This window comes from Cupriavidus taiwanensis LMG 19424, from assembly GCF_000069785.1.
In the GTDB taxonomy this organism is placed as follows: domain Bacteria; phylum Pseudomonadota; class Gammaproteobacteria; order Burkholderiales; family Burkholderiaceae; genus Cupriavidus; species Cupriavidus taiwanensis.
Map to the genome: position 1 here is coordinate 1,922,179 of NC_010528.1, position 12,506 is coordinate 1,934,684.

Annotated in this window: 11 protein-coding genes and 1 tRNA gene; 4 read left to right on the forward strand and 8 right to left on the reverse strand. The window is 63.7% G+C overall.

Annotated elements, in window-relative coordinates; translation table 11 throughout:
- Nucleotides 1-217 precede the first annotated feature (217 nt).
- Complete coding sequence (gene lexA / locus RALTA_RS08800) at nt 218-871, forward strand: transcriptional repressor LexA (protein ID WP_012353084.1); 654 nt, start codon at nt 218-220, stop codon at nt 869-871.
- Between the two features lie 113 nt (nt 872-984).
- Nucleotides 985-1,155, forward strand: a complete 171-nt coding sequence (locus tag RALTA_RS30625; RefSeq protein ID WP_012353085.1) for a hypothetical protein — start codon at nt 985-987, stop codon at nt 1,153-1,155.
- 42 nt (nt 1,156-1,197) lie between these two features.
- Here the strand turns inward: RALTA_RS30625 and RALTA_RS08805 are convergent, their stop codons facing one another.
- Nucleotides 1,198-1,542, reverse strand: a complete 345-nt coding sequence (locus RALTA_RS08805) for a hypothetical protein (protein WP_232347990.1) — start codon at nt 1,540-1,542, stop codon at nt 1,198-1,200.
- Between the two features lie 408 nt (nt 1,543-1,950).
- On the opposite strand from RALTA_RS08805, the gene RALTA_RS08810 reads away from it, so the two are divergent.
- Nucleotides 1,951-3,060 (forward strand): acyltransferase family protein, encoded by a 1,110-nt coding sequence (locus RALTA_RS08810; protein WP_012353087.1) that lies wholly within the window; start codon nt 1,951-1,953, stop codon nt 3,058-3,060.
- A 315-nt stretch (nt 3,061-3,375) separates the two neighbouring features.
- Here the strand turns inward: RALTA_RS08810 and RALTA_RS08815 are convergent.
- From RALTA_RS08815 to RALTA_RS08845, 6 genes are all read right to left on the reverse strand, one after another.
- Nucleotides 3,376-3,451 (reverse strand) — tRNA-His (locus tag RALTA_RS08815).
- Nucleotides 3,452-3,552: 101 nt separating this feature from the next.
- Nucleotides 3,553-3,831 (reverse strand): hypothetical protein, encoded by a 279-nt coding sequence (locus RALTA_RS08820; RefSeq protein ID WP_012353089.1) that lies wholly within the window; start codon nt 3,829-3,831, stop codon nt 3,553-3,555.
- Between the two features lie 976 nt (nt 3,832-4,807).
- Nucleotides 4,808-5,821, reverse strand: coding sequence for a tRNA dihydrouridine(20/20a) synthase DusA (gene dusA, locus RALTA_RS08830; RefSeq protein WP_012353091.1), 1,014 nt, complete (start codon nt 5,819-5,821; stop codon nt 4,808-4,810).
- A gap of 170 nt (nt 5,822-5,991) precedes the next feature.
- On the reverse strand, nt 5,992-6,552 hold the full coding sequence (locus RALTA_RS08835; RefSeq protein WP_012353092.1) for an NADPH-dependent FMN reductase: 561 nt from the start codon (nt 6,550-6,552) through the stop codon (nt 5,992-5,994).
- Between the two features lie 128 nt (nt 6,553-6,680).
- The gene (locus tag RALTA_RS08840; protein WP_012353093.1) at nt 6,681-7,769 is read right to left on the reverse strand and encodes an enoyl-CoA hydratase/isomerase family protein; all 1,089 of its coding nucleotides are present in this window, start codon (nt 7,767-7,769) and stop codon (nt 6,681-6,683) included.
- A gap of 102 nt (nt 7,770-7,871) precedes the next feature.
- Nucleotides 7,872-9,437 (reverse strand): methyl-accepting chemotaxis protein, encoded by a 1,566-nt coding sequence (locus tag RALTA_RS08845; RefSeq protein WP_012353094.1) that lies wholly within the window; start codon nt 9,435-9,437, stop codon nt 7,872-7,874.
- A 230-nt stretch (nt 9,438-9,667) separates the two neighbouring features.
- On the opposite strand from RALTA_RS08845, the gene RALTA_RS08850 reads away from it, so the two are divergent.
- Nucleotides 9,668-10,531 carry a sterol desaturase family protein gene (locus RALTA_RS08850; protein WP_012353095.1) on the forward strand — a complete coding sequence of 288 codons (864 nt, stop codon included), beginning with the start codon at nt 9,668-9,670 and terminating at the stop codon, nt 10,529-10,531.
- Nucleotides 10,532-10,585: 54 nt separating this feature from the next.
- On the opposite strand, the gene typA is transcribed toward RALTA_RS08850, so the two are convergent.
- On the reverse strand, nt 10,586-12,406 hold the full coding sequence (gene typA / locus RALTA_RS08855; protein ID WP_012353096.1) for a translational GTPase TypA: 1,821 nt from the start codon (nt 12,404-12,406) through the stop codon (nt 10,586-10,588).
- Nucleotides 12,407-12,506: the final 100 nt, after the last annotated feature.

The window sequence follows — 12,506 nt, forward strand, 5'->3', positions numbered from 1 at the left end:
GATTGTAGCGGGGCGCGCATGCCTTGCCTCGGCCGGGATCGGCCGCCATGGCCGACGTCCATGCGACACAGCTCAAAATTCTGCTTGCGCTCGCGCCGATACTGTATAAAATCACAGCATACTGTTTAAACATACAGTGCCCGGCCCGCCGGATACTGGATCACGGACCAGCGTCTCCGTCATCCATGCCAGCGGCCCTGCACGGAACGGCGATCCCATGGCGACCCTGACACCCCGGCAGCAGCAGATTTTCGATCTGATCCGCAACACGATCCGCCGTACCGGCTTCCCCCCTACCCGTGCCGAAATCGCAGCGGAGTTCGGCTTCTCCTCGCCCAATGCCGCGGAAGAACATCTGCGGGCGCTGGCCCGCAAGGGCGTGATCGAACTGACGCCCGGCGCGTCGCGCGGCATCCGCCTGAAGGTGTCGCGCAGCGATTCGGAACTGCCTGACCAGTTCTCGTTACCGATGGCCGGCGTCCTGCAATTGACGCTGCCTCTGGTTGGCCGCGTGGCGGCCGGTAGCCCCATCCTCGCAGCCGAACATATCGACCGCCAGTACCAGGTCGATGCCTCGGTCTTCGATGAACGTCCGGACTACCTGCTGCGCGTGCGCGGCCTGAGCATGCGCGACGCCGGCATTCTCGATGGCGACCTGCTCGCCGTGCGCCGCGCCAGCGAGGCCGCGAACGGCAAGATCGTGGTGGCAAGACTGGGCGACGACGTCACGGTCAAGCGCCTGCAGCGGCGCGGTGGCCATATCGAACTGATTGCCGAGAACCCGGACTTCACCAACATCATCGTCGAACCCGGTGAAGAGTTTTCGCTGGAAGGCATCGCCGTCGGGCTGATCCGCTCTTCCGGCTTCTAGCCGGGCACCATCGCGGGCATTCACCCGCGCGGGCCCACCCGCTTCCATTGCTTTGCAGACGCCGCCCGGCTTGCCGGGTGTTGACCCCGCTTTGCCTAAAAAGAGGTGCCACCATGCCGCAAATCCACCACGTCGCCGCCCGCCGTCCGGTCAAGCCCGTGCCGTTCCGCCAGAGCAAGGGCGTACGCGTCTATCAGGGCACGCAGCGCCGCACCATGGTCGGCAGCATGGCGGCGATCTGCCGCATGCTGGAACTCGAAACCACCGAGAAGCTGGCCGCCTGATATTCGCCAGGCACCATCCCGCGGCCGCCAGTTCGCTGCTGGTCAGCTACGCGCGCACGCCTTGGCTTCGGCCTCCAGTTCCGACGGGGTCAGTTGGGGAAACCAGGTATTGGTCTTGCGCAATTCCAGCGCCGTACCGTCGGGCTGCGCCGTCAGAGAGATCAAGTAGGCATACTGATATTCGCCGCCTGCCGCGGCCTGCCCAATGCGGATTTCGGTTTGGTTTTTCGCCGGCAGCTGGACCAGCGTAGCGTCATCGCCGAGATTGTTGCGCAGGCATTTCACAACATCGGCCATCTTGACCGGCGTAAACAGGCGCATCGGCGGACGGGCGCGGATGTCCTTCTCGGAAGTGCCAGTGGCACAACCTGCCACCATAGTTGCCATCGCTGTGCCAATCAGTGCCGCTCGAACAAACATACCACCCCCGGGGAATGCAAAACGGCGCCCTTGGGAGGCACCGTTCTGGAGAATGCTTGGGTTGGCTGGATAGGACTCGAGTCCACGACGACGGGAACTTGCCATCCCGGCGTCTATCGCCATTGCCCCCCATGAAATCAACGCTTTCGGCTTCGCATTGTTCCGCACTGCGCTGAAACCTCACAGCATTCGTGCAGGCCTTGCGGGAGCCGGGTGCGGATTTTAACCCGCGCGCGCGTCAGGCGCCATCTCGATCTACTCGAACCCACGGCGCTTCTGCCGCACCAGCCCCCATCTCATTCCTTCGATGGATAGCGTGCCCGGCAGGATCTGAGACACAGTTTGCCGTACCAGGCCAACTGAGAGCCTCGCATAATGAAATTCCAGTCGCTACAGATGCTCCGGGGGATTGCGGCCATGTGGGTTGTCGCGTACCACATGCAGGACCACTTCGACCCACTTGCCACAGCATTGCCATTCAGCGCGTCTGACCTGTTGCGCAAGGGATATATTGGCGTCGACCTGTTCTTTGTGATCAGCGGCTTTGTGATCGCGTGGACCGCCTTATACAAGCCCGGACCTCACGATGCACCCATACAATTCCTGCTCAGGCGATTAGTCAGGGTAGCGCCGCCTTATTGGGTCGCCACGCTCTATTTCGCGATGCTCAGGGACCTTCGCAGCATCGAATTAGAACCGCTCCTCCGTTCGCTCTTCTTCATTCCGATTGAACCCAATCACGCACCCTTTTACGGATACCCCACCCTGCTGATTGGCTGGTCCCTCAACTACGAAATCTATTTCTATCTTTCTTTTTCCATTCTCTTGTGCCTGGGCCGAAGGCTATCCCTTCAGATCGCCTACTTCACCCTGACACTGATTATTCTGCCATTCGCATTTTCCGGAGGCGTTTCGATCAATCCCGAGCATCTCTACCAAGGAATCTCGAGTACGTATATCCTGCTGGCCACCAATCCCATCATCCTTGAATTCGTGTTCGGCATGATCCTGGCAAGGCTCTATGGCATCCTTCCGGAGACCCTGAGCCGTTCCTGCGCATGGCTCGCCTTGTTGGCATCGATAGCTCTTTTCACAGCCGCGTTCTTCCTGTACGAGCCCCGCATGAGTATTATTTTCAGGGGTCTGCCATGCGCCGCCCTCGTGGCTGGCTTCATCGTAGCGGAACGATACAGGCTACTTTCGATACCGCGCCCCCTTTCTTGCCTCGGCGAGATATCCTATAGCATTTACCTGACGCATCCGTTTATTCTGGTTTACTCAGGATCAATCTATGCGACAACTGTTGGCCAGAATTATGCGCAAATCGCCCAATACTTACTGACGCTAGCAGCGGTACTCGGCCTCGCTCAATTCTTCTACAAATACGTCGAACACCCCATACTCGAGCAGGGAAAACGCATTCGCCTTGGTCATTGCCATACCGCTCAACCAGCAGAGAATTCCACAGCATCGCGGGTTAAGTGATTGACTGCTTCGCCCATAACCCTGACCGTTTCGCTGGTCACCGCCATGGAGACACCGGGAGACCCTCTTGAGGTCAAGGACACGGTGACGCGCATGGAGTCGCGCATAGTCCAGCTGGGCGATCCCGTCGGCACCAACTTGGGCAAGGGAAAGGAAGTAGGAAAGCGATCTACAGACTATGCCGGCGTACAACCACCGTTTCGCAGACACACTGACAGCAAAAAGCCCACCGCTAGGGTGGGCTTTCGGGGGAAGATCCTCTTCCAAAACTGGCCACAAGTTGGGGACGCCTAACCTGCAAACCGTTGAAATTCTTGGGGTGGCTGATGGGACTCGAACCCACGACGACAGGAATCACAATCCTGGACTCTACCAACTGAGCTACAGCCACCGTAGAGGTCATCAGCGAAGCGCTGATCGACGAAAACCAAGATTATACAAACAGATTTTCGAGATGGCTAGTATCCCGCACAAAAAATTTTGGGCCATCGCTCAGGACCGGGGCGGGCTCCACTTGGCCTCCAGCAGCACTGCCTGCTTGATCGCGGCGATGGTTTCCGCCTCGGTATCGAACTGGCCCAGCAGCCGGCGCGACTTGCCATTGAGCACCGCCTCTTGCAAAGCCTTGCCAGCGGCTTCCGAGGTGCCGGGGTGCCAGCAGTAGCGCGCCGTCCATTTGCCGTCCTGGAGCTGCTCGGCTACCCAGATCACCCTGAAGTCTTCATACACCACGCCGAACGGCGCTTCGTTTTCCACGTTGTCTTTATCCATGCTGCCTCCCCTGCCAGCACGATCCGCATACCGTGCCTGAACTTGCCTGGGGCGAGCCGGAAATCGTATCACGGGTCCCGGATGGCTTCCTGCCGCGCCCCGGCCAAATATGCTGTGCGCAGCCCCTACCTCTGCAGGGTTCATCCTGCACGTGCGCGAAGCGATACTCGAGTCCGAGGGACATTGCCCCCCCTCGACCTTCCCGTCAGGCGGCCCGCCCCATGGGCCGCCTGCCTCTTTTTGCTCCCCGCCTGACAACCGGTGCTTCCACGCCGCAGAACCGGCAACGGAACCTACTGGCTGTGCGCAAGACCAATCGACGTGATCGAACGCAGGGAGCAAGCCATGCAGGACAAGTGTAGATGGAGGACGAGGATTCTTGCCGTGGCGGCACTGGCGGCCTTGCTCGGCGGATGCGCGGTGGGGGGCGGTGCCGACGGCAGGGAATCGAGCATCACGACTTACGGCACGCTGGACATCGGCATCAGCCATACGCGATAACCGTCGCGATGCGGGTCCAGCGGGATCCATTTCGCCGTGATCCATGGAACGCTTGAACGAAAAGCTGGTCAAACCCGTGCATTCCGGTGGTGCCGGGCGAGCACGCAAAAAAAGAGTCCGCAGCGCGGACTCTTAAATTTAGCGATCTCAAATGCCCTGAAGGCCGTTGCACTGTAACTGCCATGCGGGGAACGCACCATTCGGGTAAACGAAGAGCGCGATGCCGCAGCAGCGTGCGCCGAAAAAAAAGCCCGCCGGAGCGGGCCAATAATCAGTTGAAGAAAGCCCTGTATTCGAGGGCAGGCACAGTGTAAGAAAGTGCCCTGCCTCAGCGAATTAGGGGAATCCCTTTCCGGGCGCCGGTTTCCGGGCGATCCGGCATCTCATGTGCGGCGCGCGGAACCCGCGCGCCGCCATGCATATATTCACGATTCGAAGTTAGAGCGCAGCCTCGGCACAGCATGAAGCCGTGCGCTTACGCGGCCAGGGGCTCTTGAGTGTGCGGGCGCAGATGCATGCGCGCCTCTTCGAACAGCGCATCCACGTCGGCACGCGTGCGCGCCGCATGCATGCGCTTTGCATCGGACAGCACGCGGCGCCAGCCACGTCCGCCGGCGATACCGCGATGCAAGCCGAGCATGTGCCGCGTCGCCGCTCCCATATACCCGCCTTGCTCAACGAAGTCGCCGATATAACGCTGCATGGCCAGTTCGACCGCGAGGCGCGACGGCACCGGCGCACTGGCATCGCCATAGAAGCGCGCGTCCATTTCCGCCAGGATGTACGGCTGGTGATAGGCCTCGCGTCCGATCATGACGCCATCGACGTGCTCAAGGTGGCGCGCGATTTCGTCATGGCTGAGGATGCCGCCGTTGATCAGAATTTCAAGCTCCGGAAATTCGCGCTTGAGCTGATACGCCACCTCGTAGCGCAGCGGCGGAATCTCGCGGTTCTCCTTCGGGCTCAGGCCCTTCAGGATGGCATTGCGCGCGTGGACGATAAACGTGCCGCAACCCGCCTGCGCCACCTTGCCGACAAAATCGCGAACGAAATCGTAGTGCTCGATCTTGTCGATGCCGATGCGATGCTTGACCGTAACGGGAATCTCCACCGCATCGCGCATCGCCTTCACGCAGTCCGCCACCAGTTCGGGCTCCGCCATCAGGCAGGCCCCGAAGGCGCCGCGCTGCACACGCTCGGACGGGCAGCCGCAGTTCAGGTTGATTTCCGCATAGCCCCACTGCTGCCCCAGCTTCGCCGCCATGGCCAGATCGGCAGGCTCGCTGCCGCCCAGCTGCAGCGCGACCGGGTGCTCTGCCGCATCGAAGTCGAGGTGACGCGGCACGTCGCCATGCAGCAGCGCGCCAGTGGTCACCATCTCGGTATACAGCCAGGTGTGGCGGCTGAGCTGGCGATGGAACATGCGGCAATGACGGTCGGTCCAGTCCATCATCGGCGCAACCGAAATGCGGCGGGGGTTTACGTTCATGGAAATACAGCGATTGGAGGCGGTCCGGACGCGGCAGCGTCGCCAGGCCAGGCAGGCGGCGCCGCGACATATGCAGATCACGACACCCCGGGGGCCACGCGCGTGACGCGTGGCGGCCCCGCGCGAAGACGTGAGTATAGGCTACCGCGTCAAGGTCTGCTGCGTACCGCTCAACGTGGCGCGGTGCGCTCGATCCAGGCCGCAAACGTGGTCAGGAATTTACCAAGGAAGCCCCTGGTCGACTCGTTGGCAATCCCGCCCTGCTCGTCCAACAGCTTGTCGACACCGCTGATATACGCCTCGGGCTGCTGCAGGATAGGGATATTCAGGAACACCAGCGACTGGCGCAGGTGATGGTTGGCACCAAAGCCGCCGATGGCGCCCGGCGATGCGCTGATGATGGCGCCAGGCTTGCCGTCCCAGACACTGCTGCCATACGGGCGCGAACCCACGTCGATGGCGTTCTTCAGCGGCGCCGGCACCGAACGGTTGTATTCCGGGGTGACGAACAGCACGGCATCGGCGCGGCGGATGCGGTCGCGGAACGCGGTCCAGGCCTGGGTCGGCTTGTCGTCGAGATCCTGGTTGTACAACTCCAGGTTGCCGATCTCGACGATTTCGAGCCTGAGCTGCGCCGGCGCCAGCGCGATCAGCGCCTTGGCCAGCTTGCGGTTGTATGACTCCTTGCGCAGGCTTCCCACCAGTACAACGACATCACGAGGATCACTCATTGCGGCTCCTTTGACGGTGTGGACGGAATGGCACAGGCGGCGCCCGCGCGCGGCATGGCCGTGCGAGGTCACCGGACCCTGCCCGTCACTCTACCCGAGTTGGCGCCGGCGCGTTCCGTGCAACGGGATCAGGCGAGCTTGCCCAGTGACGCCAGCGGGTGTTCCTGCGGGCGCCACGGGCTGTCGAAGAACGACAGCGCCTTGTCGCGGCTGACCTCGTCGAGCCGCGCGTATTGCCAGCGCGGCTTGTGGTCCTTGTCCACGGCCAGCGCACGGATGCCTTCGACGCCGTCGCCCTTGCGGAACACGTAGTACATCATGTCCAGCTCCATGCGCAGCTCGTCTTCCAGGGACATGCCGCGCGCGCGGCGAATCTGCTCCAGCGTCACGCACAGCATCAGCGGCGAACGGCTGCGCAGCATGGCGGCGGTCTGCGCGGCCCAGTCGCCGGGCGCGTCGCTGACGGCGGCAAGGATGTCCTGCGCGGTGTTGCCGGCGAACAGCTGGTCGATCTGCGCCGACAGCGCCACCAGCGTACTCTGGGCCGGCACGCAGTCCGCGCGGTGCGGCGCGGTGAAGGTCTCGATATGCGCCAGCACCGCATCGCCGCTGGCAAACTGCTGCACGCGCAGCGAATCGACCAGTTCGGCCAGGCGGTTGCCTGGCAGGTAAGCGTCGGCCAGGCCGGCGTACAGGGCGTCGGCGGCGTGGATCACGGTACCGGTCAGGCCCAGGTATTCGCCGATGCGTCCGGGGGTACGCGCCAGGAACCAGCCGCCGCCCACATCCGGGAACAGGCCGATATTGGTTTCGGGCATGGCCATCCTGGTGCGATCGGTGACCAGCCGCAGGCGCGCGCCCTGCGAGATGCCCATGCCGCCGCCCATCACCACGCCGTCCATCAATGCGATATAGGGCTTGGCGTAGCGGTGGATCAGGAAATTGAGCGCGTATTCCTCAACGAAAAACTGGTCGAGCAGCGGATCGCCCGCGTGCGCGGCCTGGTGGAAATAGCGGATATCGCCGCCTGCGCAGAACGCCTTGCCGCCGGCACCGGCGACCACCACGGCGGCCACCTCGGGCGCGGCGGCCCAGTCCTGCAGCGCCTGCGTGATGGCGCGGATCATCTCGAGCGACAGGGCGTTGAGCGCCTGCGGGCGATTCAGCGTCAGGTACCCGATGCCACCGCGGACCTCGGTCGTGACGAATTCAGTCATGTCGTACTCCTCCAATGCAACTGGCAATTTTACGCCAGTCGCCTTGGGCAGCGCACGCAGTGAGCCGCTTGCGGCGCATGCCGACGCATGCGCCCTGCTTTGTCAGGCCAGCCGGAACGTCGCGACCAGGGAGGTCAGCCGCTGCGCCTGCTCTTCCAGCGATGCCGCCGCTGCCGCGGCCTGCTCCACCAGCGCCGCGTTCTGCTGCGTCATGCTGTCCATCTGCGACACGGCTACGTTGACCTGCTCGATGCCATTGGACTGCTCGTCCGATGCCGAGCTGATATCGCCGATGATGGCGCTGACGCGTTGCACCGCATCGACGATGTCCTGCATCGCGCGCCCCGCCTCGTCGACCAGCCCCGAGCCTTCGCGCACATTGGCCACCGAGGCGCCGATCAGTGCGCGGATTTCCTTGGACGCGCTGGCGCAGCGCTGCGCCAGATCGCGCACGTCGCCCGCCACCACGGCAAAGCCGCGGCCATGCTCGCCGGCGCGCGCGGCTTCCACCGCGGCATTCAGCGCCAGGATATTGGTCTGGAACGCGATCTTCTCGATGACGTCGATGATGTCGACGATCTTGCCCGAGCTGGCGTCGATCGACTGCATGGTATTGACCACGCGCAGCACGGCATCGCTGCCGCGCCCGGCCAGGGTGGCAGCGTCGCTGGCGAGCGCGCGCGCTTCGCGGGCACTGTCGGCATTCTGGCGCACGGTGCTGGTCAGTTCCTCCATGCTGGACGCGGTCTCCTCCAGCGACGCCGCCTGCTGCTCGGTGCGTTGCGACAGGTCGGCGTTGCCGCTGGCAATCTGCTTGCTGGCCGCGGCGATCGAGTCGGCACCGCCGCGCACATCGCCTACCATGGCGACCAGGCTGGCCTGCATCCGCCCGAGCATGCCGAGCATGCGCGCGGTTTCGCTGCGCGCGGCTTCGTCGGCCAGCACTTCGCTGCCGGACGCGGCAATGCGCAGGTCACCGCCGGCAATCTTTTCGAAGCGCCCGATCGCCGTATCCAGCGGCTGCACGATGGAACGGCGCAGGCGCCATGCCACCACCGTGCTGAACAGCAGCCCCGCTGCCAGCACGCACACGGACAACGTGAACAGATTGCGGTAGCGCTGCTGCGAGGCCTCATAGACCTGCTTCGCGCTGGCCACCTGCAGCTTGTTGAGCTCGGTGTTGACGGCGGTGAAGGCGATATCGAGCTGCGGAATGGTTTCCAGCACCGCCTTCATCACGGCGTCGCGATCGCCGGCATGCAGTGCGGCGATCATGGGCGCCACGCCCTGCCTGAACAATGCATCGCGCTTGGCGGTGACGTCTTCGACCACCCTGGCTTCATCAGCCGAACGCGGCAGCGCGAGATAGGCCTTCCAGGCCTTCTCCGAATCGCGCGCAAAGCCTTCCGCGGTCGCGGCGCGAGCCTTGGCGTCCGCGGGGTCGGCGGCGAAGGTGGCCTGGTCCAGCAGCACGCGCACCAGCAACTGGTTTGAACGTGCTTCGGCCAGGTTGACCGCGGCCGACAGCTGCTGCTCATAGATCTGGTGCGTCGCCTCGTTGCTGCGCGACATGCCAAGCCAGCCGACTGCGCCGACAATCAGCAACAACAAATTGGTGACGATAGTAAGAAACCACAATCTGGCGCCGATAGTCGTGTTCCTGAACATGGATGAGGCTCCGGGGAATAAGGAAACTGGAATGAAGGCGGCGCGCCGCGCCGCTGCCCTGTCCAACTACGGCGCCGGCGCCGCATCCTTTACCCGAATCGGTGGCCTTTCCACGCGCGACAGAATTGCGCCGCAGTACATCATTCCATCAAGTGGCGCATGCTGCGCGCCCGGCGCCGTTTGGAGGAAGCCCTCGTGGCAATTTCCCGGCGAACGGGCACACTGCCGGGATGAACACCGCATCGCTCGACCCCGGACTCGTGCTGCTGGCCTTCGCGCCGGTCTTCGTGCTGACCATCGGCGCCGAAGCGTGGTACTGGGCGCGCCGCGACCCGGCCGTCTACAGCCTGCGCGACACGCTCTCCAACGCCGCGCTGGCGCTGATGCACCAGGCCTCGGACGCGTTCTTTCTGTGGCTGATGATCCGAACGGTCTATGCGTGGTGCTACCAGCACGGCCTGCAGGCGATGCCACAGACGGCGTGGTCGTTCGCGCTGCTGCTGTTGCTGCAGGACTTCCTCTACTACTGGTTCCATCGCGCCAGCCATCGCGTGCGCTGGCTGTGGGCCTCGCACGTGACGCATCATTCGTCGGAGGGCATGAATTTCTCGACCGCGTTCCGGCAAAGCCTGACGTACCCGCTGTCCGGCATGTGGCTGTTCTGGATTCCGCTGGCATATATCGGCTTCACGCCGGACTGGGTGATTCTTGCGGTGGGTCTGAACCTGGCCTTCCAGTTCTTCGTCCATACGCGGCTCGGCAAGCGCTGGCCGCTGGCCGAGCGGCTGCTGAACACGCCTTCGGTCCACCGCGTCCACCATGCCAAGAACCCGCAATACATCGACCGCAACTATGCCGGTGTGCTGACGGTCTGGGACCGCCTGTTCGGCACCTTCGTCGCCGAACGCGAGGCACCGGTCTACGGCATTACACGCCAGGTGCGCAGCCATGATCCGCTGACGCTGACCTTCCACGAATGGCGCGACATGTTTGCCGATGCCTGGCGCGACCGCGACCCGCGCTACCTGTGGAAGCCGCCGGAATGGCGCAGCCCGCGCGCCGCCGCGCCGGCGACGCTGCCGGGCATGCAATAAAAAACCGCGCCGGGCAGGCGCGGTTTTTCGTGGGCAGCTGCAGCGGCTCGGCGCTTATGCGCCTTCGCGTGCGGCACGCTTGCGCTCGTGCTCCTTCAGGTGGCGCTTGCGCAGGCGGATGCTCTTGGGGGTGAGCTCGACCAGCTCGTCGTCGGCGATGAATTCCACCGCGTATTCCAGCGACATCTGGATCGGCGGCACCAGGCGCACCGCTTCGTCGGTACCCGAGGCGCGCACGTTGGTCAGCTGCTTGCCCTTGATCGGGTTCACGACCAGGTCGTTGTCGCGGCTGTGGATGCCGATGATCATGCCTTCATACAGCGCATCGCCCGGCTTGACGAACATGCGGCCGCGGTCCTGCAGCTTCCACAGCGCGTAGGCCACCGCATCGCCGTCGTCCTGCGAGATCAGCACGCCATTGTGGCGCTCGCCCAGGCCGCCTTCGCGCACTGGCGCGTAGTCGTCGAAGATATGGCTGATCAGGCCGGTGCCGCGCGTCAGCGTCAGGAATTCGCCCTGGAAGCCGATCAGGCCGCGGGCCGGGATGCGGTATTCCAGGCGGGTGCGGCCCTTGCCGTCCGACGCCATGTCGAGCAGCTCGCCCTTGCGGCGGCCCAGCTCTTCCATGATGCCGCCCTGGTGGCTGTCTTCGACGTCCACGGTCAGCAGCTCATACGGCTCGCACTTGACGCCGTCGATTTCCTTGAACACCACGCGCGGACGCGACACGGCCAGCTCGTAGCCTTCGCGACGCATGTTTTCCAGCAGGATGGTCAGGTGCAGTTCGCCGCGGCCCGACACTTCGAAGATGGTGTCGTCGCCGGTATCGGCCACGCGCAGCGCCACGTTCGACTTCAGCTCGCGGTCCAGGCGCTCGCGCAGCTGGCGGCTGGTGACGAACTTGCCTTCACGGCCAGCCAGCGGCGAGGTGTTGACGCAGAAGTTCATGGTCAGCGTCGGCTCGTCCACCTTCAGCATCGGCAGCGCGTCCTGGGCTTCCGGCGCGCACACGGTGCAGCCGATGCCCAGTTCTTCGATGCCGTTGATCAGCACGATGTCGCCGGCTTCGGCTTCCTGCACGATTTCGCGCTCCAGGCCCTGGAACTTCAGCACCTGGTTGATGCGGCCCTTGATCGGGTTGCCTTCCGGGCCGAACTTGACCACCACGTCCTGCAGCGGGCGGGCGCGGCCACGCGAGATGCGGCCCACGCCGATCTTGCCGACGTAGCTGGAGTAGTCCAGCGAGATGATCTGCAGCTGCAGCGGGCCGTCGCGGTCGTCGTCACGCACCGGCACCTTGTCCAGCACGGTCTCGAACAGCGGCTTCATGTCGCCATCGCGCACGTCTTCGGTCAGGCCGGCGTAGCCGTTCAGGCCCGAAGCGTAGATCACCGGGAAGTCGAGCTGCTCGTCGGTCGCGCCCAGCTTGTCGAACAGGTCGAAGGTCTGGTTGATGACCCAGTCCGGGCGCGCGCCCGGGCGGTCGATCTTGTTGATCACCACGATCGGCTTCAGGCCCAGCGCCAGCGCCTTGCGCGTGACGAAGCGGGTCTGCGGCATCGGACCCTCGACCGCGTCGACCAGCAGCAGCACGCCGTCGACCATCGACAGCACGCGCTCCACTTCCCCGCCGAAGTCGGCGTGGCCCGGGGTGTCGACGATATTGATATGGGTGCCGTTGTACTCGACGGCACAGTTCTTCGCGAGAATCGTGATCCCGCGTTCCTTTTCCAGGTCGTTCGAGTCCATCACCCGCTCGGCGACTTGCTGGTTGTCGCGGAAGGTGCCTGCCTGGCGCAGGAGCTGGTCGACCAGGGTGGTCTTGCCATGATCGACGTGGGCGATGATGGCGATATTTCGGATGGCGCGGGTCATTGCTGCGTCTCGCTAAGAACGGGGCCCTCGCAAGGAGGGCCGGAGAATCTGAGGTAACCCAACATTCTAGCATGTTGCGGCGCAAGAAGCGTTGACCGGA